The 22415-nt window shown below is 62.6% G+C and carries 22 protein-coding genes and 1 pseudogene; 13 read left to right on the top strand and 10 right to left on the bottom strand.

The features are described from left to right. Positions 1-16 precede the first annotated feature (16 nt). From B5E41_RS17320 to B5E41_RS17310, 3 genes are all read left to right on the top strand, one after another. Complete coding sequence (locus B5E41_RS17320; RefSeq protein WP_088395370.1) at positions 17-1021, top strand: Gfo/Idh/MocA family oxidoreductase; 1005 nt, start codon at positions 17-19, stop codon at positions 1019-1021. Further along, positions 1018-1977, top strand: a complete 960-nt coding sequence (locus B5E41_RS17315; protein ID WP_088395369.1) for a sugar phosphate isomerase/epimerase family protein — start codon at positions 1018-1020, stop codon at positions 1975-1977. The genes B5E41_RS17320 and B5E41_RS17315 overlap by 4 nt, the downstream gene beginning before the upstream one ends. Before the next feature lie 103 nt (positions 1978-2080). After that, on the top strand, positions 2081-2368 hold the full coding sequence (locus B5E41_RS17310) for a MurR/RpiR family transcriptional regulator (protein WP_088395368.1): 288 nt from the start codon (positions 2081-2083) through the stop codon (positions 2366-2368). A 92-nt stretch (positions 2369-2460) separates the two neighbouring features. On the opposite strand, the gene B5E41_RS17305 is transcribed toward B5E41_RS17310, so the two are convergent. Then, the gene (locus B5E41_RS17305; protein ID WP_088395367.1) at positions 2461-3096 is read right to left on the bottom strand and encodes a LysE family translocator; all 636 of its coding nucleotides are present in this window, start codon (positions 3094-3096) and stop codon (positions 2461-2463) included. 130 nt (positions 3097-3226) lie between these two features. Between B5E41_RS17305 and B5E41_RS17300 the strand changes: the two genes are divergently transcribed. Then, on the top strand, positions 3227-3919 hold the full coding sequence (locus tag B5E41_RS17300) for a helix-turn-helix transcriptional regulator (protein ID WP_088395366.1): 693 nt from the start codon (positions 3227-3229) through the stop codon (positions 3917-3919). Positions 3920-4233: 314 nt separating this feature from the next. Here B5E41_RS17300 and B5E41_RS17295 read toward each other — a convergent pair whose 3' ends face one another. Together B5E41_RS17295 and B5E41_RS17290 are read right to left on the bottom strand one after the other, a co-directional pair. Next, on the bottom strand, positions 4234-5079 hold the full coding sequence (locus B5E41_RS17295) for a metallophosphoesterase (RefSeq protein ID WP_088395365.1): 846 nt from the start codon (positions 5077-5079) through the stop codon (positions 4234-4236). 135 nt (positions 5080-5214) lie between these two features. Beyond that, entirely contained in the window at positions 5215-5817 is a 603-nt protein-coding gene (locus B5E41_RS17290; RefSeq protein WP_064801230.1) for a superoxide dismutase, read from the bottom strand. Between the two features lie 213 nt (positions 5818-6030). On the opposite strand from B5E41_RS17290, the gene B5E41_RS17285 reads away from it, so the two are divergent. From B5E41_RS17285 to B5E41_RS17275, 3 genes are all read left to right on the top strand, one after another. After that, positions 6031-6357, top strand: a complete 327-nt coding sequence (locus B5E41_RS17285) for a hypothetical protein (protein ID WP_088395364.1) — start codon at positions 6031-6033, stop codon at positions 6355-6357. A 197-nt stretch (positions 6358-6554) separates the two neighbouring features. Next, on the top strand, positions 6555-7208 hold the full coding sequence (locus B5E41_RS17280; RefSeq protein WP_088395363.1) for a class I SAM-dependent methyltransferase: 654 nt from the start codon (positions 6555-6557) through the stop codon (positions 7206-7208). Between the two features lie 59 nt (positions 7209-7267). Further along, on the top strand, positions 7268-7999 hold the full coding sequence (locus tag B5E41_RS17275; protein WP_088395362.1) for a sulfite exporter TauE/SafE family protein: 732 nt from the start codon (positions 7268-7270) through the stop codon (positions 7997-7999). Here B5E41_RS17275 and B5E41_RS17270 read toward each other — a convergent pair whose 3' ends face one another. After that, positions 8000-8341 carry a nuclear transport factor 2 family protein gene (locus tag B5E41_RS17270; protein WP_088395361.1) on the bottom strand — a complete coding sequence of 114 codons (342 nt, stop codon included), beginning with the start codon at positions 8339-8341 and terminating at the stop codon, positions 8000-8002. It abuts the gene before it with no gap. Between the two features lie 113 nt (positions 8342-8454). On the opposite strand from B5E41_RS17270, the gene B5E41_RS17265 reads away from it, so the two are divergent. Next, positions 8455-9696 (top strand): multidrug efflux MFS transporter, encoded by a 1242-nt coding sequence (locus B5E41_RS17265; protein WP_088395504.1) that lies wholly within the window; start codon positions 8455-8457, stop codon positions 9694-9696. Here the strand turns inward: B5E41_RS17265 and B5E41_RS17260 are convergent. Further along, on the bottom strand, positions 9693-10304 hold the full coding sequence (locus B5E41_RS17260; RefSeq protein WP_088395360.1) for a TetR/AcrR family transcriptional regulator: 612 nt from the start codon (positions 10302-10304) through the stop codon (positions 9693-9695). The two genes, B5E41_RS17265 and B5E41_RS17260, sit on opposite strands and share 4 nt — an antisense overlap. Before the next feature lie 116 nt (positions 10305-10420). Here B5E41_RS17260 and gstA point away from each other — a divergent pair, with 116 nt between their 5' ends. Further along, positions 10421-11104 carry a glutathione transferase GstA gene (gene gstA / locus B5E41_RS17255; RefSeq protein ID WP_088395503.1) on the top strand — a complete coding sequence of 228 codons (684 nt, stop codon included), beginning with the start codon at positions 10421-10423 and terminating at the stop codon, positions 11102-11104. A 9-nt stretch (positions 11105-11113) separates the two neighbouring features. Here the strand turns inward: gstA and nadE are convergent, their stop codons facing one another. The 4 genes from nadE to B5E41_RS17230 form a co-directional block, all read right to left on the bottom strand. After that, on the bottom strand, positions 11114-11947 hold the full coding sequence (gene nadE, locus B5E41_RS17250) for an ammonia-dependent NAD(+) synthetase (RefSeq protein WP_088395359.1): 834 nt from the start codon (positions 11945-11947) through the stop codon (positions 11114-11116). Between the two features lie 314 nt (positions 11948-12261). After that, the gene (locus B5E41_RS17240; protein ID WP_088395357.1) at positions 12262-13467 is read right to left on the bottom strand and encodes an adenylate/guanylate cyclase domain-containing protein; all 1206 of its coding nucleotides are present in this window, start codon (positions 13465-13467) and stop codon (positions 12262-12264) included. A gap of 20 nt (positions 13468-13487) precedes the next feature. Then, positions 13488-15107 carry a DHA2 family efflux MFS transporter permease subunit gene (locus tag B5E41_RS17235; protein WP_088395356.1) on the bottom strand — a complete coding sequence of 540 codons (1620 nt, stop codon included), beginning with the start codon at positions 15105-15107 and terminating at the stop codon, positions 13488-13490. A gap of 99 nt (positions 15108-15206) precedes the next feature. After that, complete coding sequence (locus B5E41_RS17230; protein ID WP_088395355.1) at positions 15207-16433, bottom strand: HlyD family secretion protein; 1227 nt, start codon at positions 16431-16433, stop codon at positions 15207-15209. 137 nt (positions 16434-16570) lie between these two features. Here B5E41_RS17230 and B5E41_RS17225 point away from each other — a divergent pair, with 137 nt between their 5' ends. Then, positions 16571-17470, top strand: coding sequence for a LysR family transcriptional regulator (locus B5E41_RS17225; protein ID WP_088395354.1), 900 nt, complete (start codon positions 16571-16573; stop codon positions 17468-17470). A gap of 304 nt (positions 17471-17774) precedes the next feature. Here the strand turns inward: B5E41_RS17225 and B5E41_RS17215 are convergent, their stop codons facing one another. Further along, the gene (locus B5E41_RS17215; protein ID WP_088395353.1) at positions 17775-18662 is read right to left on the bottom strand and encodes a branched-chain amino acid aminotransferase; all 888 of its coding nucleotides are present in this window, start codon (positions 18660-18662) and stop codon (positions 17775-17777) included. 250 nt (positions 18663-18912) lie between these two features. Between B5E41_RS17215 and B5E41_RS17210 the strand changes: the two genes are divergently transcribed. The 3 genes and pseudogenes from B5E41_RS17210 to B5E41_RS17195 all read left to right on the top strand — a co-directional run bounded on the left by B5E41_RS17210 (position 18913) and on the right by B5E41_RS17195 (position 22406). Beyond that, positions 18913-19956 carry a zinc-dependent alcohol dehydrogenase family protein gene (locus B5E41_RS17210; RefSeq protein WP_088395352.1) on the top strand — a complete coding sequence of 348 codons (1044 nt, stop codon included), beginning with the start codon at positions 18913-18915 and terminating at the stop codon, positions 19954-19956. 290 nt (positions 19957-20246) lie between these two features. Then, positions 20247-20712, top strand: a pseudogene (locus B5E41_RS17200) (cupin domain-containing protein). A 413-nt stretch (positions 20713-21125) separates the two neighbouring features. Further along, the gene (locus B5E41_RS17195; RefSeq protein WP_088395350.1) at positions 21126-22406 is read left to right on the top strand and encodes a hemolysin family protein; all 1281 of its coding nucleotides are present in this window, start codon (positions 21126-21128) and stop codon (positions 22404-22406) included. The last annotated feature ends 9 nt before the right edge of the window (positions 22407-22415 follow it).

Here is a 22415-nt window from a genome sequence, read left to right as displayed (position 1 = left end):
GACAGGAAATATCGAAATGACAATAAGGATCGCCGTCATCGGGGCAGGACTGATGGGAGCCGATCATGCGAGAATCGTCGCGGAAGATCTGCCGGGGGCGAGCCTCCAGGTCGTTTGCGACATGGATGCGGATCGCGCCCGCAAGGTAGCGGACGCCTACAGCGCTCACGATGTCGCCTCTGACCCCGACCGGGTCGCCGCTCGCCCGGACGTAGATGCGGTCATCATTGCAAGCCCCGATTTCACGCACGCGCCCCTGTCGCTGTCCTGCATAAGAGCCGGCAAACGGGCTCTCTGCGAAAAGCCGCTGTCGCAATCTTCGAAAGAGTGCCTGGAGATCATGCAGGCGGAAGAAGCCGCGGGAAAGAAGTTCATCATGCTCGGCTTCATGCGCCGCTTCGATCAATCCTATGTGGAAATGAAGCAGGCTCTGGAGCACGGTGCGATTGGCCGCGCCCTGATGATGCACAACTTTCATCGTAATGTCGCGACGCCCGCGTCGGACTTCACCGGAGCGATGGCAATCACCAATTCCGCCCCGCACGAGTTCGATGTCGTCCGACACGTCCTCGACACGGAATACGTATCGATCTCCGCCTTCCAGCCGAAGCGGTCCGACGCGCTGGTCGCACCGGTCTATATGGTGCTCGAAACCGCCGATGATCAACTCGTTAATATCGAGATCAACAACAACGCAGCCTACGGATACGACGTCCGTGCCGAACTGGTTGGCGAGAAGGCGACCATCGCCATGAACGCCGTCAACTACACCCGCGTCGACCGGGAGCTCGGCCAAAGCACAAGCTACGAGGCGGATTGGCGCGGCCGCTACGCCGAAGCCTACCGCCGCCAGAACCGCGCGTTCGTTCGGTTCGTCGAAACCGGAGTGTTCCCGCACATCGCGTCGAGCAGTTGGGACGGATACTGCGCCGCAAGGGTCGCCGAAGCCGGCGTCAGAGCCTTGAACGACGGCCGCAAGATCCCCGTCGAAATGATTGCCAAACCGGAGTTTTACGCATGAAGCTTGGATTCGTATCAGACAGCCTCGGCGGCATGCCCTTCGAGGCGATGCTGGATCACGCTCAAAGACTGGGCGTCTCCGGCGTCGAGGTCAACACCTGCGGCTGGTCGACGGCGCCGCATTTCAATCTCACGACGATCCTGCGGGACAAGAACGCGCAGAAGTCATTCCTCGGAGCCTTAGCCGATCGCGAACTGGAAGTGATAAGCCTGAACGCAAACGGAAATCCCCTGCACCCGACCGATCTTGCCCAGGGACAGGGCCTTGAGGATACGATCCGCGCAGCCGGCGAACTGGGAATCAAGACGGTCTGCGCGATGTCGGGACTTCCAGCCGGGAATGCCGTCGATACGATGCCGAACTGGGTGGTCTCCTCGTGGCCGCCGGAGACGCAGGCGATGCTTCGCTACCAGTGGGAGGAGAAGCTCCTCCCCTACTGGACCAAGATCGTGGCGCTCGCCAGGGATCACGGTGTGGAACGCATCGCGCTGGAACTGCATGGCAATCAGTGCGTCTATAACGTCCCCTCGCTGCTGAAGCTGCGCGAAGCTGTCGGCCCGATCGTCGGAGCGAACCTGGATCCGTCACATCTCTTCTGGATGGGCGCCGATCCCCTTGCGGCCGCAGAAGCGCTCGGCGACGCTCTATACCATGTTCACGCCAAAGATACTTTCCTCAACGCTCCAAGACAGGCCGTCACCAGCCTTTTGGAGAACGGCAGCCTGATGGACATTCCGGCACGCAGTTGGTCCTACATCACGCTCGGCTTCGGCCATGGCGAAGAATGGTGGAGACAGTTCTGCTACAGGCTGAAGATGGCCGGTTACGATGGCTGGCTCTCGATAGAGCATGAGGATGTGCTTCTGAACAGCCTCGAAGGGCTGGAGAAGTCCGTCGCTCTGTTGCAGGGCGTGATGCCGGTCGCTGCCAGCGATTTCAAGCCGCAGGCGATTTAGTCGGAGCGAAACGCGTCCACTTCGCGCACCTCATGCGAGGCGCCGCCTCTGTGCAGGCTTCGACCGAGATTGCGTGAAGGTGGCTCTTTTGAAAGTGCGTGCGATGCTAAAGGATCGGGACTCTCCTCCTCCTTCAACACTGCAAGAACTCAAGCACCAGATTGCCGGCCGGCAGCTCGTATTTCCCGGCAGCCTCGAACGGGTCGCAAGGGAGATCCTGGAAAAACCTGACATAACGGCCTTTGAAAGTGCTGCCGCGGTTGCGCGCAGGTGCCGCGTTTCTCCAGCAACGGTCCATCGGCTTGTACGGCACATTGGGTTCCAGACATTCGGTGAGTTTCGCGCGATGATAAGAGAACATCTCCGCAGCACTGTCGCAAGTCATCGCTGAAGATGCAGCGACCTCCGCTGCCGCATCGACCTCAATCGGCAGATGCAGCGACGGTGCTCGACAACCGGCCTGAAGCGGCAGGAATTCGAGGCTCAGGCGCTTTTCCAACCCTGCCAGAGGCTGAGCGTGGAGACCGCGACCAGAAGCAGTCCGGCGCAACGCCCGACGAAGGCCGTGGCATCGGGATTGGCGACAAGAAGATCGCGGCTGCGGCCGGCGGTCATCGCCAGCGTGCCGTAAACGGCGAACTGGGTGGCGATCGTCATGGCGCCCATGATCAGGCCCTGCATCCAGACTGGGCCATATTCCGGTTTCAGGAACTGCGGATAGACGGCGAACATGAAGATATAGGCCTTGGGATTGACCAGACAGGTGACGGCGCCCTGGCGGAAGGCGCGCCAGCCGGAGCCCGCCGTTGCCGGCCCGACCGCCTCGACGGTGATTGAGCTGCGCATCAGCGAAATGCCGATCCAGATCATATAGGCGACGCCGCCAAAGAGCAGCACGTTGAACAGCTGCGGCAGCATGGTGACGAGCACACCGACGCCGGCAGCACCATAGGCCGAATGCACGGCGCCGCCGGCCATGATGCCGCCTGTCGCCGCCAGCCCCCGGCGGATACCGCCGGTCAGCGCGTTGGCGAGCACGAAGAGCATGTCCATGCCGGGCACGATGATGATGCCGAAGAGAAGGGTGAAGAAGAGCCAGAGGTTTTCGTGGTAATTCATGTCAGTTACCGCCTTGTCGTTCCGAGGGCCGTTTTCAAACACCCCGATAGATTTCAATCCGATAGGCGGCTCTATACGCAAACCCAACTGACAGTGTATTGTCAGGAGCGTAAGGGATGGGAGAGGCAAAATGCGCAAGGCCTCGCGGCTTTTCGAGATCATTCAGATCCTGCGGCTCGCCAGAAAACCGTTGACGGCGGCTGTTATGGCCGAGACGCTCGAGGTGACCGTGCGCTCGATCTATCGCGACATCGCCGCACTCCAGGCGATGCGCGTGCCGATCGAAGGCGAGCGCGGCATCGGCTACATCATGCGGCCGGGATTCGACCTGCCGCCGCTGATGTTTTCGATCGAGGAGATGGAGGCGATCGTGCTGTCGCTGGCTCTGCTCGAACGCACCGCCGACGAGGAGCTGAAGCAGGCCGGGCGCCGGGTCAACCAGAAGATATCAGGCGCCGTGCCGGCGCCGCTGCGCCAGGCGATGGACACCAAGGCGCTCTATGCCTGGGGCTCGACCGCACAGCCGGCCGGCTTCGACCTTGCGATCGTACGCCGGGCGATCCGCGACGAACGCAAGCTGATGCTCGCCTACCGCGACGAACTCGGCCGCGGAAGCGAGCGGACGATCCAGCCGATCGCGCTGATCTATTATTCGCAGACCGCCAATATCGTCGCCTGGTGCGAGTTGCGCCAGGCGATCCGCAATTTCCGCAGCGACCGGGTGGAGCGCTGCGCGGCGAGCGAGGATTTCTTCAAGGGCGACGGCGACAGGCTGCGGGAATTGTGGACGAGCGGGTGGGCGGAGAAGGCTGTGGCGGGGTGATGGGCAGGCATTGTGCGAACACGTCTGGCGGCGTTTAAGACCCGAGCAGGAGGTCAGTGTCATGCGGTCCGGGGAAGCGCCCTTGTGCCTGGCAGTTCTTCGACGTCCGCCAAAGGACTGCCGACATCTGCCCTCTCCTCCGTCATCCTCGGCCTTGAGCCGAGGATCCACCTTCGTCTCTATCAGCAGCGGGCATGGATCCTCGGCTCAAGGCCGAGGATGACGGAGGGTGGGATTGCGTTCCGCCAAACTCACCGTTGGAGCGTTGAGCGCTTCGTCGGAGAGGCGCCCCGCATACCTTGGTTTTGTTCCTGTTATAGAGCCAGCGTCCGGCTCTCTTCCCGACCGAATCCGCGGATTTCGAGGCGGTCGGCATGGACCTCAACGATGGCGAAGGCGTTTTCGCTTTTGGTGTCGACCACTCCCTTGAAGTTGACGAAGTGGCAGGCGCCGGCCTTGCCGTAATTGCCGACGTGGTCGTGGCCGTTGAGATAGGCGATGACATGGGCCTGCGAGGCGAGCAGCGCGACGACGCGCTCGCTGTCCCACATGCCGTGCTCGCTGGGCGGATGCACGGGATAGTGATTCATGACGATCACCTTTTCGCCGGCCTCGGCCGCTTTGCCGATTTCATCGGCCAGCCAGGCGAACTGCACGTCGCTCAGCGCGGCATTCCAGCGATGCGCATTCCTGGCGCCTTTCTCCTCTAGCTCGGCCAGCATTTGCGCGGCAAGGGCGCGATGTGGGTGGCCTTCCGGCGGAGCGAAGGTGCTGACCTCATTTCCGTCGAGCACGATGAAGCGCCAGCCGTGACGCGAGAAACTGTAATAGGGCGACGGCATGCCGAGACGGGTGGCGACTTCGGACAGATGCCCCGCGGAGACGGAGAAATCATGGTTGCCGAGCAGGAAGAGCGCCTCGTGCCTGAGCCTCCCATAGACCGGCAGGATCTCGTCGAAGCTCTTGAAGCCACGGTCGATGACATCGCCGAGCGTCATGACGAAGCTCAACTCCCAGCCGTTGAAGACCTCGATCGCCTCGGCGACCTTGGCGAGGCTGTTGGCATAGTAGCGGTCCATGGCCGCATGCGGAGGAATGGCCGCATATTGCGGATCGGCAATGATACCGAAGCGGAAGACAGGATGAGCGGACATGGACATGAGGCGTGGTTAGGATCGGCCGGTGACAGGGATGTGACGGCGGGATGTGAAAACAAACACCCGGCGTTCGGGGAACGCCGGGTGCAAATCAAGGTAGCTGAGAGATCGCCGCCAATGGCGGCAGCCTCGCACCGCTTACTTCGTGGCTGCTTCGTAGCGCTCCAGGACGTAGTCCCAGTTGATCAGGCTGTCGACGAAGGCCTCGAGATATTTCGGGCGGGCGTTGCGATAGTCGATGTAATAGGAGTGTTCCCAGACGTCGACGCCGAGGATCGGGGTGGCGCCGTGAACGAGCGGGTTTTCGCCGTTCGGGGTCTTGGAGATTTCGAGCTTGCCGTTCTTGACGGAAACCCAGGCCCAGCCGGAGCCGAACTGGGTGGCGCCGGCATTGGCGAAATCGGCCTTGAACTTGTCGTAGCCGCCGAGATCGGAGGCGAAAGCCGCTTCCAGCTTGCCCGGGAGCTTGTTGCCGCCGCCGCCCTTCTTCATCCACTTCCAGAAATGGATGTGGTTGTAGTGCTGGGCGGCGTTGTTGAAGAGGCCGGCATTGGTGCCGAAGGACTTCTTCACGACCTCTTCGAGCGAGAGATCGGCAAGGCCGGCTTCGGCGGCGAGCTTGTTGCCGTTGTCGACATAGGCCTTGTGGTGCTTGTCGTGGTGAAACTCCAGCGTTTCCTTCGACATGAACGGGGCAAGCGCTTCGTAATCATAGGGAAGTTCAGGCAATTCGAAAGCCATGTCAGATCTCCTCTTGGCAATAGATTGCGTCATCGGCAGGTGAGGCGGAACATAGGAGGGGAACGGGGGAGAGGCAACCGGCGAAATATCAAAAAACGACCGGACGGAGGAAAATTTGCCTCAGTTTCAGGGCGGGATTCGGGCGCGGAAAATCGCCCGGCATACCGCCCCGAAAACCGCTTCACCGGCGACCGACACCAATGGAGATCCGACATGAACAGGAATATAATCCCGCATCTCGCCATTGCCGCGCTTCCGTTTCTTGTCCCTGCGGCGCATGCCTCTTCGGACGAGGCCTGGAAACAGCTGGCCGCCGACGTGGAAGCCAAGTGCAGGAAGGCGGCGGTCGCGATCGAGAAGCCGAAGGCCGCCGTCGATCCCTTCGGCACCTTGCATTACGGGCTGGCCCTAATGACGGGAAAGCCGAAGGGGGCCAAGGGGCTCATCGTCCAGATCTGCGTCTATGACAAGCAGGAGAAATCGGTCGAGATCGGCAGCGCGATGGATGCTGAGAAGTTCGGGTTCACGCCGGCGAAATAGCTGCCCACCGTGACGGTTTGTGACTTCAGTCACATTCCGAGCGGAACCCAACTCCACTCTCAGGAGTTGAAGTCCCGGGTTTTTAGAGCGCCGCGCCTCTGTGAGAGGCGCTAAGGCGCTCTATGTTTGCGATAAACGCATGATCCTTGCCGAAAATCGATTCCGATTCTCGGGTTCATGCGCAGGGAGGTTCAGGCATGTCGGAGCTTCGCAACCGGGCGGAAGATCAGCAGAAAATCTATCAGCGCTGGGCACCGGTCTATGATCGCGTCTATCGCGGCATCCTGCGCGACGGACACCGCAAGCTTGCCGCGCTTGCCGCCGCGGCGGGCACCGATATTCTTGAAATCGGAGTCGGCACCGGTCTGACGCTCGCCCACTATCCCAGCCACTGCCGGGTGACCGGCATCGACATTTCCGAACATATGATCGCACGGGCGCGCGAAAAGGTGCGGCGCGAGAAGCTCCAGCATGTGCAGGCGCTCGAGGTAATGGATGCCCACGCGCTGAACTTCGCCGACCAGTCTTTCGACGCGGTCTGCCTGCCCTTTGTCATCACGCTGATTCCCGAGCCGGAGCGGGCGCTCGACGAATGCGCCCGGGTGCTGCGGCCGGGCGGCGAGATCATCCTCGCCAGCAAGCTCGGCGATGGCGCCGGGCTGCAGGGGGCAATCGAGGCGGCGGTGGCGCCGCTGGTGCGCCACATCGGCTGGTCCTCCGCCTTCCGCATCCACCGCATCCTCGCCTGGGCCGAACGTCGCGGCGATTTTTCCACGACCGATATTCTGCCGGTCTTTCCGAACGGCTTTTTCAAGATCGTCCGGCTGAAGCAGCGCGGACTTTCGGCGTGAGGTCAAAAGTGTCTCACGCATCGCGGATTCTGATGCTATCGTTCGTCTGAGGGGACTATATGACATCGGATATCTTCTTCTTCATCGCCGTCGGCTTCTGCGCGCAGATCGTCGACGGCGCGCTTGGCATGGCCTTCGGCGTGCTGTCGACCACGAGCCTGCTGGCCTTCGGAGTGCCGGCGGCCAATGCCAGCGCCATGACGCATGTGACGGAAATGTTCACAACGGCAGCATCCGGCATTTCGCATGCCTATCATCGCAATGTCGACTGGCGGCTGGTGGCGCGGCTGGCGCCTGCCGGCATGATCGGCGGGGCGATCGGCGCCTATCTGCTGGCCAATATCGACGGCAAGGTGATCGCGCCCTTCGTGTCGGCCTATCTGCTCGCCATCGGCCTGTTGATCCTCTACAAGGCGTTCCGGCCGCCATCCAGGCGCGAAGTGCGCGACTGGGTGGTGCCGCCTGTCGGACTTTGCGGCGGAATGCTCGATGCGATCGGCGGCGGCGGCTGGGGACCTGTCGTCACCAGCACGCTGATCGGGCGCGGCCATGATCTGAAGCGGGTGATCGGCTCGACTAACTTCACCGAATTTGCGGTAACGCTGACGATTTCGCTGACCTTCATCCTGACGCTCGGCTGGTCGGAGCTCAATTCGGCAATCGGCCTGATCATCGGCGGCGTCATCGCCGCTCCTTTCGGCGCCATCCTGGTCAAGCGGCTGCCGGTGCGGCCGCTGATGGTGGCGGTCTCGATGGTCATCATCACGACGTCGGCGCTGCGGATCTTCTAATTACAGATTCCGGCCGAAATAGACCTCTACCGAGGCGATCTTGCCGCCGCGGAAACGCAGGCTCTCCATATTGCCGAAGCTGCCGCCGTCGAGTTTTTCGGCGCGGTAGCGGACAGCGGCCTCATCGCCGTCGACCGCCAGGAATTCGATATGAATAGCGCGGAAGAACGGCTCCTTCGGCCAGCAGCGCTGGAAATACGTCGCGTGGTCGATATGATCGTCGTGCGGGCTGGAGAAGGTAAAGTCCTCCGTCAGCATGGCGCCGACAATATCCTTGCGGTTTTCGAGATAGGCGGCGTAGAGATCACGGACGGTCTGCTGCTTCGTGCGCATATCGTTCATGGCACTATCCTCCGATTAACCGATTGCATCACGCAATCAGTACATCTAGCACATTTACCTCAAATGATCCAGTTTCGGCGCAATTGCGCCGCGTGATCGACGCCGAGGCAGGAATGACCGATACGCAATTGGACGCGACGAGCGTCAAGGCAGGCTCGATCCATTGGAAGCGCAACCTCGCCGTCTCGCTGATCGGCTCCTTCACCACCATCGTGGCGATGACGCTGCTGTTGCCTTTCCTGCCGCTTTATGTCGAGGAGCTCGGCGTGGCCGACCATGCGGCGATCGTGCAATGGTCGGGCATCGCCTATGGCGCCACCTTCCTGGCCGCCGCGCTCGTCGCGCCGCTCTGGGGGCGGCTCGGCGATATTTACGGCCGCAAGTTGATGCTGGTGCGCGCCAGCCTCGGCATGACGCTGGCGATCTCGCTGATGGGCATGGCCGGCAATGTCTGGCAGCTGGTGGCGCTGCGCCTCTTCGTTGGGCTTGCCGGCGGCTACTCCTCCGGCTCGATGGTGCTGGTGGCGACGCAGACGCCGAGGGCACGCTCGGCCTGGGCGCTCGGCGTGCTTTCTTCCGGCATCATGGCCGGCAATCTTGTCGGGCCGCTGATCGGTGGGGTGCTGCCGCCTGTTATCGGCATCCGCGGCACGTTTCTCGCGGCCGGGGCGATGATCTTCCTCGCCTTTCTCGCCACCGCCCTGCTGATCAGGGAGGAGAAGTCGCCCGCCCGCAAGAAGGCAGCCAAGGCCAGCGGCGGCTGGATATCCATTCCCGATAAAGGCCCTGTCGTCGCCATGCTGGCGACCGGCATGCTGCTGATGTTCGCCAATATGTCGATCGAACCGATCATCACCGTCTATGTCGCGCAGATCGTGCCTGTCGCAACTGAGGTGACGATGATCTCGGGTCTCGTCATGTCGGCGGCCGCGCTCGGCAGCATTCTTTCCGCCTCCTGGCTCGGCAGGCTGGCCGACAGGATCGGCCACTGGCCGGTCATATCGGGCGCGCTCGCCGTCGCCGGGCTGCTGCTGATTCCGCAGGCCTTGGTCACCAGCTCCTGGCAGCTGATCGTCCTGCGTTTCCTGATGGGGGCCGCGCTAGGCGGGCTCCTGCCCTGTATTACCGCCGTCATCCGCCACAGCGTGCCGGACAGCGCGGCCGGCGGCATTCTCGGCCTGTCCGTGTCCTCGCAATATATCGGCCAGGTGGCCGGTCCCATCCTCGGCGGCTTTGTCGGCGGCCATATCGGCATGCGGGCGGTTTTCCTCGGCACCGCGGTGCTGCTTCTCGCCGGCGCCGCTTATGCCTGGTTGGTGCGGCCGCGGGATCAGAAGGCACCAAGCTCAGCTTAGGAACGTCCGCAGATCAGATCGACGCCTGAGCGGGCGATCGCCTCGAGCGTCTCGCGGCTGTCGCCGGCGCGGGCGCGCACGGCCAGCGAATGCATGACGGCCGAGGCGAGCCTTGCCAGCATCTGCGGATCGGCGCTCTCGGGAAGCTCGCCGCGTTCGACGGCAAGGCGCATGCGCTTTTCGATTTCGCCGTCGAAATCGCTGAGGCTGCGGCCGAGCACCTCGCGCACCCGCTCACGCTCGACCGCTTCGACGGTCGCCGTGCCGATCAGCAGACAGCCGCGGGCGGCGGTTTCGCCATGCAGATAGATATTCAGGGCGCCGGCGTAGACGCGGGCGAGATTGTCGCGCAGCGGAAGTGACTGATCGAGCGCCTCCGCCAGCACATTCATGCCGTCCTGCCGATAGGCCTCCAGCGTATCGAGATAGAGATCCTCCTTGTCGCCGAAGGCGCCGTAGAGGCTCGGGCGGTTGAGGTTGGTCGCAGCGCTCAGATTATCGAGCGAGGCGGCGGCAAAGCCCCGGTCCCAGAAGACGTCCCTCGCCTTGCCGAGCGCGGCCTTGGCGTCGAAAGCCCTCGGGCGGCCGCGCTTCTTCTCATCCTTCATATTTTGTACCGTTTCGCATTAAATTCTTGACGAAGGCTATTTTATGCGAAACAGTACAGATGTTCAATGATACCGAACAGGCGGCGTCGACCGCCTGCATGAGAGAGGAAATTGCCATGAAACTCTATATGAACGCCGCGGCCTGCTCGCTTTCACCGCATATCGTCTGCCGGGAGCTCGGGCTCGATATCGAGCTCGTCGAGGTCGACAGGGAGACCCACCGGACGAGCGACGGCAAGGACTATCTCGCCATCAACGGCAACGGCTATGTGCCGGCGCTGATGCTCGACGACGGCAAGGTGCTGACCGAGGGACCGGCGATCGCACAGTTCATCGCCGACAGCGTGCCGCAAGGCGCAGCGATGCTGCCCGAGGTCGGCAATATCAGACGTAACGAGGTGCAATCCTATCTGAATTTCATATCCGCCGAACTGCACAAGCCGATGGTACTGCTGTTCAACCCGGCTTATGCCAGCGTGCATGAGCAGATCCGCGCCCAGGTCGCAAAGCGGCTTTCCTGGCTGAGCGGCCGCTTTGCCGGACCCTACCTGACCGGCGAGGCCTTCAGCGTGGCGGACGCCTACCTCTTCGTCTGCCTGAACTGGTCGCCCTGGACACAGATCAATCTCAAGCAATGGCCGGCGCTGCACGGTTTCATGGCCCGCGTGGCGGCCCGCCCGAAGGTGCGCGAAGCGCTGCGGGCCGAAGATCTCGAAGCCTTCGACGTTGACGGCGTCTATTTTGCGCCGAATGCCTATCTCGCCTCGTCGAATTGGACGGGTTCGCCGGTGCAGCCCTGAGCGCGCCCCTCAGAGCGCGTTGACGGCCACCGGCAGCGCGCGCTTATGGGCGGTCGCCCGATAGGCGGCAAGGATGCGGCGGCGGGCAATCTCGCCGACCGGCTTGCCTTCGAGAAAATCATCGATCTCGTCATAGGAAACGCCATAGGCCTCCTCGTCGGGGCGCAGCGGCCGCTGGTCTTCGAGATCGGCGGTCGGCACCTTGAAGATAAGCTCATCAGGCGCACCGAGCCGCTTTGCCAGCAGGCGCACCCGGCGTTTGTTGAGGCCTGCGAGCGGCAGGATGTCGGCGGCGCCATCCCCGAATTTGGTGAAGAAACCCATGACCGCCTCGGCGGCATGATCGGTGCCGATGACGAGGCCGCCGAGCGCGCCGGCCAAAGCGAACTGGGCGATCATGCGTTGGCGGGCCTTGATGTTGCCGAGAATGAAATCCTGCCGGCCGGCATCGGCGAAAGCGAGGCCGCCGTTTTGTGCCGCCGCCAGCATCGCATCCGCCGCCGCCTTGATGTTGACCGCCATCGAGCGGTCGGGACCGATCGTTGCAAGCGCCCTCTCCGCATCGGCCTCGTCCGCCTGGACGCCATAGGGAAGGCGTACGGCGATGAACTCGGCCGCGTGGCCGCCAGCACGCAGCTCGCGCACGGCCTTCTGAGCCAGCAAAGCCGCCGTCAGCGAATCGACGCCACCGCTGATGCCGAGGACGTAGCCGCGCATGCCCGAGCCGACGAGATAATCCTTGAGGAAAGCGGTTCGCCGTTCGATCTCCCGCTCAGGGTCGATCTCGGCGGCGACACCCAGTTGGCGGATGATCTCGCCTTGTTCGTCGAACAGCACAGTCATAAGCTCCTCCTCCCGGCCTACGGAATTCCGGCGCCACTATGGCGAAAAGATGGGGGAAGACGAAGCCGTTTCGGGCAGACCTGCCATGCGTTTTATGCAAGGGAGGGTGGGGTTGGTATCTCGTCGGGTGTCGCACCCCCCTCTGCCCTGCCGGGCATCTCCCCCACAAGGGGGGAGATCAGCAAGAAGCTATGCCTCGCCCTCAATTTGCGAATCGTGTGACGGGCAGTTGTTTGGGGAAACCGTCGCGCCCAGCCGATCTCGCCCCTTGTGGGGGAGATGCCCGGCAGGGCAGAGGGGGGGTGGGCTTACACCTACCGCACGATCGTAAACAGCTCCACTGGCTCGGCAAAACCTTTCGGCCTATGCACCCCGACCGACATCACATCCCCTGCCCCGGCTTTCTCGCGGAACGGCTCCGACATCAGCAACACCTCGCCCAACTCACTGCAGGCGGTCTGGATGCGGCTGACCAGGTTAACGTCGCGGCCGATCAGGGTGAAATCGAGACGCCGGCCTGAACCGACATTGCCGTAGCTGACCTCGCCATAGTGCAGGGCGATGCCGGCCTTCACGCCGATGCCTTCGTACTGGAAATGGTCGATCTCATCGAGGATGGCGCGGGCCGATGCCAGGGCAGCGCCGCAGGCATGGGCCGCAGCGTAACCGGGAAAGAAGGCAAGCACGGCGTCGCCCATGAATTTCAGCACTTCGCCGCCTTCCCGGGTAATCGCCGGGACGACCCGGTCGAAATAGGCGTTGAGAAGCCCAAGAACGGTGCTGCCGGCGAGTTTATTGGACAGCTCGGTAAAGCCGCGCAGATCGCAAAGCAGCAGGGCGGCCTCCATCGATTCGATTTCGCCCTGGCGGATGCGGCCGGCCAAGATCCGGCTTGCGGTCAGCGGACCGACATAGGTGTCGAGCAGGCTGAGTTCGATCTGGCGAAGAATGCGCAGCTCGCTGGTGTTTCGCAGCGCCGGCAGAATGCGCTCGATCACCTGACGTTCGGAGGCTGTGAAGCCGACCGGTCGCCTCGTGCCGAAGACGGCGGCGCCGACCGGCCCGTCGATATTGCAGAGCGGCGCGATGACAAGCTGCATCAGACCGCGATCGGCGAAGACGTCGATATGCTGCCAGCGGCCATGCACGCTTTCGCCGGGGCCGACGACGAGCGGCTCCCGGGTTTCCATGACCTTGCGCAGCGGCGTGTTTGAAATCGCGACCCGTGCGCCATGTTCGCGGTCGTGGATCTCGACCGGCTCTCCCGGCGCCCAGGCAATGGTGCGACCGACGAGCTCGGGATGCAGCGTCATCAGATGCAGGGTCAGCCGGTCGACCGGCAGGCCGAGGGCCTGAAGCCGGCGGCCGAGGCCGGAGACGAGTCCGGCTTCGTCGAGCGCGTGGCATTCGTCGCCGGAGAGCCATTCGATGATCGAGAGCAGCGCGCCGGCACTGACGGCGTTGCCGGCGGCCTGTCGCTGCAAGCGATCGAGATCGGGAGCGTGAATTGCGGACGTCATGGCGTTCTCCTCCTTATGCTCTAATGCGCGCCGCCGCCGGAGAGTTGACCGGATTTGCGAAGCAACAGACTTGCCAGCAAGGCGACGACGAGGGCGACGCCGAGCAGGAAAAACGTGTCGCTGAAGGCCATGATATTGGCCTGCTTGCGAATTTTGAGCGCGATGGCAACGACAGCCTTGTGACTGGCGAGCGCCTGGTCGCTGACGCCGTGGTTCATGAAATAGGCCGTCAGCCTGGCGATGCGATCGCGGGTCGCTTCCTCGAAGACGGAGACCGAGTTGGTCAGGATGTTCGAGTGGAACTGCTCGCGCTTCGACAGGAAGGTCTGCAGCGAGGCAATGCCGACGGCGCCGCCGAGATTGCGCATCATGTTAAAGAGGGACGAGGCCGAACCGGCATTCTCCTGCTCGATGCCTGACGTGGCGATCGCCGAAAGCGGTGTGAAGACGAGTGCCTGGCCGACGGCGCGCACGATGTTCGGCCAGAACAGCTGGTCGCTCGCATAATCGCCGGTCATATGCACATTCATGAAATTCGAGGCGGCAAAGAGGGCGAAGCCAATGGCGATCAGCAGGCGGACGTCAAACCGTTTCATCAGGCGCGGCACCATCGGGATGAGCAGCAGCTGCGGAATGCCGGTCCATGCGAGGACCATGCCGATCTGCTCGGAATTATAGCCCTGGATGCGTGTGAGATAGATTGGCAGCACGAAGACCGAACCATAAAGCGCAATGCCGAGCAAGAAATTGGCGACGATGCCGAAGCCGAAGTTGCGGCGCAGCAGCAGGCGCAGATTGAGGAGCGGATGGGCAGTCCTCAGCTCGATGACGATGAACAGCGTCAACGAGACGGCAGCGACAACCGCCAGGCGGAGGATGAAATCGGAGCCGAACCAGTCCTCCTTGTTGCCCTCTTCCAGCACGGTCTGCAGGGCTGCCAGGCCGATCGCCATGGTGACGATGCCCGGCCAGTCCCCCTTGGCGAGCAGCTTCAGGTTCATTGGCGCACGGTCGAGCGAAGCAAAGAGCATGCCGACCATCAGCGCGCCCGGCACCAGGTTGACGTAGAAGATGTATTCCCAGCCCCAGTTCTCGGTGAGGTAACCGCCGATCGTCGGGCCGATGGCCGGAGCGAAGGTGGCCGAAAGGGCAAAGAGCGCCAGGCCGATCGGCTGCTTGGCCTTGGGCAGAAGCGTGATGATGATGGTGAAGGCCATCGGGATCAGCACGCCGCCGGAAAAGCCCTGGATGGCGCGCAGGATGATCATCTGCTGCAGATTGGCCGCGAAGGCGCAGGCGACCGAGAAGATCAGGAAGAGGATGGCGTTGACGAGCAGGTAGTTGCGAAGCGAGAAGACCCGCGTCAGCCAGCCACTCAGGGGAATGACGACGATCTCGGCGATCAGATAGGAGGTCGAGATCCAGCCGCCGTCATCCGTGCCGGCGCCGATGGCGCCCTGGATATCGGCAAGCGAGGCATTGACGATCTGGATATTGAGCACCGCCATGAAGGCGCCGAGCGTGGAGCCGACGACGGCCATCCACATGCGCAGCGGGCTGATGGCGGCGGGTTGGGCGGGCGCCGCGATGGCGGGACGCACAGCTGAATTGCTGTTTGCGGCAATCTGAAGAGTGGCCATGGCTGATCTCTTTCCGGCTCTCGCGGAAAGCCTTCTCATGACGAGGTACGGGCGATCATTCGGGAATGATCGGGAACAATTCGACAAAAACGGGCAGGATCATCCGGCGTGACCGGATGTTCCCTCACCTGTCGCTGCCTCGGTCTGGGCAGCCTTGGTGTCGATTTCGGGCTCGACCGACATGCCGGAGCGCAACAGGCCGCTCAAAGCCTCATCGTCGATGACGATTTTGACCGGGATGCGCTGGACGATCTTGGTGAAATTGCCGGTGGCATTGTCCGGCGGCAGCAGCGAAAATTCGAGGCCGCTGGCCGGCGATACACTGTCGACATGGCCTCTGATCGCCGTGTCGGGAAAGCTGTCGACCTTGATCTCGACCGGCTGGCCGGGGCGGACGTGGGTCAGCTGGGTTTCCTTGAAATTGGCGACGACATAGACCGCATGCAGCGGCACGACTGCCATCAACTGCGTGCCCGAGGTGACATACTGGCCGACGCGGATCGAACGGGCGCCGACCGTGCCGTCGACGGCGGCGACGATATCCGTGTAGGAGAGGTTGAGTTCGGCCTGGTGCGCGGCGGCCGCAGCCCGATCGCGCTGGGCCGCCGCCTGTTCCCGCTCAGTCCGGAGCACCGGCACCTTGTTCTCTGCCGCGACGAGCGCTGCCCGGTCGCGTTCGACGGCGGCAGCGGCCTGGTCGCGGGTCGACTGGCTCTGTTCGGCACGGGACTGGGTGCCGGCGCCGTTGGTGATGAGGCGAGCAGAGCGGGCGGCATCGGACACGGCAAAGTCCAGCGAGGCCTGCGAAGCGTCGACCGTAGCTTTCGCCTGTTCGATGACCGACTGCTGCAAGGCAATCTGGGCGTCGATGTTGGTGATGGCGGCCTCGGCTGCCTTGACGTCGGCTCTCGCCTGCGAAAGCGCTGCCTGGAAATCGCGGTCGTCGATGCGGGCGAGAACCTGGCCTGATTTGACCTGGTCGTTGTCGTTGACCAGAACCTGTTTGATATAGCCGGCAACTTTTGGCGCGACAGTGGTGTAGTCCGCCTTCACATAGGCGTCGTCGGTGGATTCGATGAAACGGCCAACCGTCCAGTAGCGATAGCCGAAATCGCCCGCGAACGCGGCGCCGGCAAGCAGTGCTGCGGCGATGACCGCACGCTTGAGCATCCGGCGGCCGGTCTTTTCAGGCGCTTGCGCGACCGGGGTTCCGGTCTCGGGTGTTGCGGGTGCCTCGGCGGCGGGCGCCCTGGCGGCCTCCTCGGCCAAGATCCGCTCGGCCTCTCCAGCACTTTCGAAAACCTGCTTGCGGGGTAGCTCGACCATCGTCCTTTTCCTTCGTCTGTCGCCCCGCTTAGGCGAGGCCTGTTCGATGCGAAGGAAAATGCGCTCTGCCATTCACTTTGATAATCTGCTTAAATCGGGAAGGATCATCAACTCTCAGCGGATAATCCGAGGGCAATATGGATCGGCTGACAAGCCTTGCAGTTTTTGGCCGCGTCGTGGAATGCGGCGGTTTTTCCGCGGCCGCGCGCCGGCTGAACATGTCCGTCACCATGGTCGGCAATCATGTGCAATCGCTGGAGGAGCGGCTCGGCGTTCGGCTGCTCAACCGCACCACGCGCAAGGTCAGCCTCACCGAAACCGGCAAATATTATTATGAGCGCTCGGCGCAGATTCTCGCCGAACTCGATGAAGCGGATCGGACGGCAAGCGCGTTGAGCACGACGCCGCGCGGCACGCTGAAGGTCTATACCAGCGGTTCCATCGTGCGTTTCCTGCTGCCTGTCTTCAGCGAATATATGGAGCTCTACCCATCGATCTCAGTCGATTTCAGCGTCGGCGAGCGGATGGTTGACATGATCGAGGACGGCTACGACCTTGTCATCCGCACCCTGCCGCCGGATTCGTCGCTCATCGCACGCAAGCTGACGCCTTGGCGCCATATGCTCGTCTGCTCGCCGTCCTATGTCGACAGCCATCCGCTCCCGCTGAAGCCGGCCGAGATCGTCGATCACAATTGCCTGCAATACGCCTATTACCCTTATGGCGATGAGTGGCGCTTCGAGGATGGCGACGGCCGGCAGGAGAGCGTCAAAGTCAGCGGCAACGTCGTCTCGAACAATGCCGAGATGCTGCGCTTCCTGACGCTGAACGGACGCGGCCTCTTCCTGGCGCCAAGCTTCGTCGTGTTCGACGACATCGCCGAAGGACGGCTGATAAGGATCATGCCGGATTATCGGCCGGTGGAATTCACCATCAACGCGGTCTACCCCAACCGCAGCCATCTGCCGACCAAGGTAAGGCTGTTTATCGATCTCTTGGCGGAGAGATTTGCGGAACATCGGAAGCGGATGATCTGAGGGGGTGGGATGGCACCCCCCTCTGCCCTGCCGGGCATCTCCCCCACAAGGAGGGAGATTGGCTGGGCGCGATGGCCTCCCCAAACAACTGGCCGTCACATGAATCGTGAACTTAGGGCGAAGTATCGCTTCTTGCCGATCTCCCCCCTTGTGGGGGAGATGCCCGGCAGGGCAGAGGGGGGTATCCCCGATCTCAATTCTGCCGGCGGAACCGCCCCGGCCCTGCGCTTGCGCTCCGGGCGTTCGCAGCTGCAATCGATTCACTGGATCGATTGCTTCGGCTGCGCCGAACCGCTGCTCACCCTCACTCTTCGCTCTCGCTTCTTCCGTGGGCCCAGTCCATGTAGAGCTCCAGCGCCTTGCGGGTGACGGGACCTTCCTGGAAATTGCGGCCGTCGAGGCGAGTGACGCCGACGACTTTGGAATAGTTGCCTGTCGTGAAGATTTCGTCGGCGGCGAGGAAATCCTCGACCGAGAGGGTTGCTTCGACGACGTCGAAACCGGCCTTGCGGAGCAGGCCGATGACGCGGGCGCGGGTGATGCCGGCGAGGAAGGTGCGGTTGGCGGCCGGCGTCATCACCACGCCGTCGCGCACCAGGAAGACGTTCGAGGAGGCGGTCTCGACGACGTTGCCGTTCAGATCGCGCACCAGCGCATTGTCGAAGCCGCGGCTGCGGGCCTCGGCGATCATGCGGCCGCTATTGGGATAGAGCGAGCCTGTCTTCGCCTCGGTCATTGCCGTTTCCGGCGACGGACGGCGATAGGGCGAGACGGTGAGGCTGGTGCCGCCATGACCGCCCATCGGCGCCTCGAACAGGCAGAGCGCGAAGCGGGTCGATTCCGCATCGACGGAGACAATGCTGCCGGGCGAACCATGTTCGCCCCAATACATCGGCTTGATGTAGATCGCCGTCGCACCGTCGAATTTTCCAACGCCTTCCCAGGCGAGTGCGGCAATCTCCTCGGCTGACTTCACCGGCTTCAGCCCCATGGCGAGCGCCGAGCGGTTGATGCGCTGGCAATGCAGGTCGAGGTCGGGCGCGATGCCGTCGAACCAGCGGGCGCCGTCGAAGACCGTGGAACCGAGCCACATGGCATGCGAGGTCGGCCCGATCAGCGGCGGATTGCCGGGAAGCCATTCCCCGTCGACGTGAGTCCAGGTGGTGGAACGCGGTGATGTATCGACGGCCATTGCTGCTCTCCCTTCAGAATTCGGGAAAGCAAAAACCTCGCTTGCAAGCCGGGTCAAGAACAAATCCCGGCCGGAAATACGGAAGCAAGAAAATGCCGGGTGACGGCGTCCGGCCGCAACATTCGTGCGCGACACCTGCGGCGTGAGCGATGGGTGCATCAGCAAAAATGATCGAATCTTTGTTGGAATGGCGGGCTGGCGCATGCGATCATCGGGAGAAATCGCCGGACAGCAGCAAGGGAGAACGCCGATGAAAGCCATGTATTATGAAGCCTTCGAGCAGGCGCCCGAAATCCGCACCTTGCCCGATCCGACCCCGACGGAGGATGGCGTCGTCATCTCCGTCGGTGCCAGCGGCCTCTGCCGCAGCGACTGGCACGGCTGGATGGGACACGATCCCGATATCCGGCTGCCGCATGTGCCGGGACACGAGCTTGCCGGGCGGGTCGTCGCCACCGGCCGCGGCGTGATGCGCTTCAAGGTGGGCGACCGGGTGACCGTGCCCTTCGTTTCCGGCTGCGGCCATTGCAGCGAATGCCATTCCGGCAACCAGCAGGTCTGCCCGAACCAGTTTCAGCCGGGCTTCACCCATTGGGGCGCCTTCGCCGAGTATGTGGCGATCGATTATGCCGACACCAATCTGGTGCACCTGCCCGATACGATCGAGGATGCGACGGCGGCAAGCCTCGGCTGCCGCTTCGCCACTTCGTTTCGCGCCGTCGCCGACCATGCGCGCACCGGTCCCGGCGAATGGATCGCCGTGCATGGCTGCGGCGGCGTCGGCCTGTCGGCGATCATGATCGCCACCGCGCTAGGCGCCAATGCGATCGGCATCGACATATCGGAGGAGAAACTCGCCTTCGCCAGAGAGTGCGGGGCGGTGGCGACGGTCAATGCCTCAAGCGTTGCCGACGTGGCCGAGGCGGTGCGCGAGATCACCAAGGGCGGCGCGCATGTCTCGATCGACGCGCTCGGCCATCCCGCCACATGCTTCAACTCGATCAAGAACCTTCGCCGGCGCGGCCGGCATGTCCAGGTGGGGCTGATGCTCGGCGAATATGCCACGCCGCAAATCCCGATGGCCCAGGTGATCAGCAACGAGCTCGAAATCTACGGCAGCCACGGCATGCAGGCCTGGCGCTACGACGCCATGTTGTCGATGCTGGCAGCCGGCAAGATCGCGCCGCAGAAGCTGATCGGACGGCGGATCAGCCTGGAGGAGGCCGTACCGGCGTTGATGGCGCTCGACAAGGCCGAGGGCACGGGGACCAGCGTGATTACGCGGTTTTCGTGAGGAAACGGGGCCCTGCCGGCCGGTGGCGGCCGGAAGGTTCGCCTTGGTCTATGCGCCGCTTCCGTGTCGGCGGCATTACAGGATCCGGGTCATTTCCACGCAGCCGGCGAGGCGTTGCCGGGCCTTGCGGAAGTTGCCGGCCACACCGATATCAGCCGCGACGCCATGATAAGGCGTATGTTGTCGCGTGATTCGGCGATCTGCCCCCGCAACGGGGCGGTTGTCAAAGGTCGCGCAAAGGTCTAACGGCTGCGCCCGCTGGAAAGAGCCTGTAAGAAGAAGAAAGAGACATGATGTCCAACTCATTTGTGACAAAGCCTGCCGGCGAAGAGGCGAAACGCTTTTTCGTCCTCGGCGACCGCATCGAACGACAGATCCGTATCCGCGGAACCTGGCTCAACATTTTCGACGTCACCGTACCACCCGGCAGCCGGACGCCGAGACATGCGCATGCAAGCCCGGAAGTATTCCGCATTCTCGAGGGTCGTTTGACGATCTGGCGGCTGACTGATAACGGCCCGGAAGAGATCGAGGCAGGTGCTGGCGACATCGTCACGATCGCGCCCTTCATGGTGCATGGCTATGCCAACCGCGGAACCGTTCCGGCGGTGTTTTCGGCGATCGTCGATCGCGACATGGCCGAATTCATCGAAGCGGAAGGCACGAGCGAGCCGCTGAAAGCCCCCTCGCCCGAGACCATCGCCCGGATTGACGGCCGCCGCCAATGCTTATGGGATCACCATTCTGGCGGCCTGACGGTTCGAGAGCGTGATGCCGGTGCGTTCGAGCGTCTTCGGCATCACGCAGACATGTGAATTGCCCCGAAATTCCCAGCCAGAAGGCATGTTCGCCGCCGTTTTCGAAACTGTCACATCAAGACGTTATAGGGAATTCGCCCAGCGCCTCTTGCGCCGGGCCCTTTTCACCGCCAAAATTGCGCCATGCCTGATAGCGACCCATCCAGTACAAGCTCCGCCCGCTCAAACCGGAAAGCCGCCGCAGAAGATGCCGGCGCCGATTGTAGACGGTGTTGCGATGTCTGCCTCGCCTCGTACCCAGCCGAGTTCACAGAAAGCTTTGCCGATGGGTGATGCGCATATATAGCGTCTCTGCGAAAGCCCCGCCGCCTTGCCGTATGCGGCATTAAAACCTCAACGAATAGGGTCCCTGTGTTTCTGGAAATTGGCATTGTGGCGTTTCTCACCATCCTGAATGGTGTGCTCGCCATGTCTGAGCTCGCCGTCGTGTCTTCTCGAACGGCACGCCTGAAGGTTCTCTCCGACAATGGGAGCAAGGGTGCAGCTCAAGCCATCAAACTTGCCGAAAACCCCGGTCGCTTTCTCTCCACGGTTCAGATCGGCATCACGCTGGTCGGTGTTCTCTCCGGCGCTTTCTCAGGGGCCACGCTCGGCGGCCGCCTGACAGCATGGCTGGAGGCGCAGGGGATGTCATCGACGGCTGCTGACGCCATCGGCGTCGGTTCCGTCGTCGTGGCTATCACCTATCTCTCCCTGATCGTCGGCGAACTTGTTCCAAAGCAGATCGCATTGCGGGAACCCGAAGCGGTTGCGGCGAGGGTCGCACCCGCCATGGCGATGCTTTCAAAAATTGCGCTGCCTCTCGTCTGGCTTCTCAACGCCTCGGGAAATCTGATGCTCAAGCTGCTCGGCCAGACAGGAAAAGCCGGCGATAACGTCTCTGACGAAGAGATCAAGACCGTTCTGGCCGAGGCGCAGTCGGCGGGCGTCATCGAGAGCGAAGAGTCCGCGATGATCTCCGGCGTCATGCGGCTGGCGGACCGCACCGCCCGAGCGCTGATGACGCCGCGGCGGGACGTCGAAATTATCGATATCGACGACAGCCTCGATGAAATCCGGGCGCAGCTGCACCGGACGAAGAGGTCTCGATTGCCGGTTCGCAAAGGCAGTTCCGACGAGGTGATCGGCATCCTTCCGGTCAAGGATTTCTACGACTCGATGTCCGAACACGGCAGCGCCGACATCAAGGCTCTGACACAGGACATCCCGGTCGTTTCGGACCTTGCAACCGCTACCAACGTCATTGAAGCGATCAGGAAATCGCCTGTTCACATGGTGCTGGTGTTTGATGAATACGGCCATTTCGAAGGGATTGTCTCGTCGGGCGACATTCTGGAAGCGATCATGGGCGCGATGCAGGAGGGACCGGTCGATGAGCAGGCCATCGCTCGTCGAGACGACGGTTCCTATCTCGTCTCCGGCTGGACGCCTATCGACGAATTCGCCGAGTTCCTGAACCTCAAGCTCGAGGACGATCTCGAATATCAGACCGTGGCCGGCCTGGTGTTGGAGGAGCTGAAACATCTGCCGGACCTGGGGGAGAGCTTCACGAGAGATGGATGGCGCTTCGAGGTCGTCGATCTCGACGGCAGGCGCGTGGACAAAATCCTTGTCTCTGAAGTTCGCGACTGAACGCGACTG

Source organism: Rhizobium esperanzae (genome assembly GCF_002204185.1).
Classification (GTDB): domain Bacteria; phylum Pseudomonadota; class Alphaproteobacteria; order Rhizobiales; family Rhizobiaceae; genus Rhizobium; species Rhizobium esperanzae.
This window is presented reverse-complemented; position numbering and strand designations above follow the sequence as displayed.

Coding starts and splice junctions, on each gene's coding strand:
- B5E41_RS17320 (WP_088395370.1), top strand. CDS start 17: ATGACAATAAGGATCGCCGTCATCGGGGCAGGACTGATGGGAGCCGAT.
- B5E41_RS17315 (WP_088395369.1), top strand. CDS start 1,018: ATGAAGCTTGGATTCGTATCAGACAGCCTCGGCGGCATGCCCTTCGAG.
- B5E41_RS17310 (WP_088395368.1), top strand. CDS start 2,081: ATGCTAAAGGATCGGGACTCTCCTCCTCCTTCAACACTGCAAGAACTC.
- B5E41_RS17305 (WP_088395367.1), bottom strand. CDS start 3,096: ATGAATTACCACGAAAACCTCTGGCTCTTCTTCACCCTTCTCTTCGGC.
- B5E41_RS17300 (WP_088395366.1), top strand. CDS start 3,227: ATGCGCAAGGCCTCGCGGCTTTTCGAGATCATTCAGATCCTGCGGCTC.
- B5E41_RS17295 (WP_088395365.1), bottom strand. CDS start 5,079: ATGTCCATGTCCGCTCATCCTGTCTTCCGCTTCGGTATCATTGCCGAT.
- B5E41_RS17290 (WP_064801230.1), bottom strand. CDS start 5,817: ATGGCTTTCGAATTGCCTGAACTTCCCTATGATTACGAAGCGCTTGCC.
- B5E41_RS17285 (WP_088395364.1), top strand. CDS start 6,031: ATGAACAGGAATATAATCCCGCATCTCGCCATTGCCGCGCTTCCGTTT.
- B5E41_RS17280 (WP_088395363.1), top strand. CDS start 6,555: ATGTCGGAGCTTCGCAACCGGGCGGAAGATCAGCAGAAAATCTATCAG.
- B5E41_RS17275 (WP_088395362.1), top strand. CDS start 7,268: ATGACATCGGATATCTTCTTCTTCATCGCCGTCGGCTTCTGCGCGCAG.
- B5E41_RS17270 (WP_088395361.1), bottom strand. CDS start 8,341: ATGAACGATATGCGCACGAAGCAGCAGACCGTCCGTGATCTCTACGCC.
- B5E41_RS17265 (WP_088395504.1), top strand. CDS start 8,455: ATGACCGATACGCAATTGGACGCGACGAGCGTCAAGGCAGGCTCGATC.
- B5E41_RS17260 (WP_088395360.1), bottom strand. CDS start 10,304: ATGAAGGATGAGAAGAAGCGCGGCCGCCCGAGGGCTTTCGACGCCAAG.
- gstA (WP_088395503.1), top strand. CDS start 10,421: ATGAAACTCTATATGAACGCCGCGGCCTGCTCGCTTTCACCGCATATC.
- nadE (WP_088395359.1), bottom strand. CDS start 11,947: ATGACTGTGCTGTTCGACGAACAAGGCGAGATCATCCGCCAACTGGGT.
- B5E41_RS17240 (WP_088395357.1), bottom strand. CDS start 13,467: ATGACGTCCGCAATTCACGCTCCCGATCTCGATCGCTTGCAGCGACAG.
- B5E41_RS17235 (WP_088395356.1), bottom strand. CDS start 15,107: ATGGCCACTCTTCAGATTGCCGCAAACAGCAATTCAGCTGTGCGTCCC.
- B5E41_RS17230 (WP_088395355.1), bottom strand. CDS start 16,433: ATGGTCGAGCTACCCCGCAAGCAGGTTTTCGAAAGTGCTGGAGAGGCC.
- B5E41_RS17225 (WP_088395354.1), top strand. CDS start 16,571: ATGGATCGGCTGACAAGCCTTGCAGTTTTTGGCCGCGTCGTGGAATGC.
- B5E41_RS17215 (WP_088395353.1), bottom strand. CDS start 18,662: ATGGCCGTCGATACATCACCGCGTTCCACCACCTGGACTCACGTCGAC.
- B5E41_RS17210 (WP_088395352.1), top strand. CDS start 18,913: ATGAAAGCCATGTATTATGAAGCCTTCGAGCAGGCGCCCGAAATCCGC.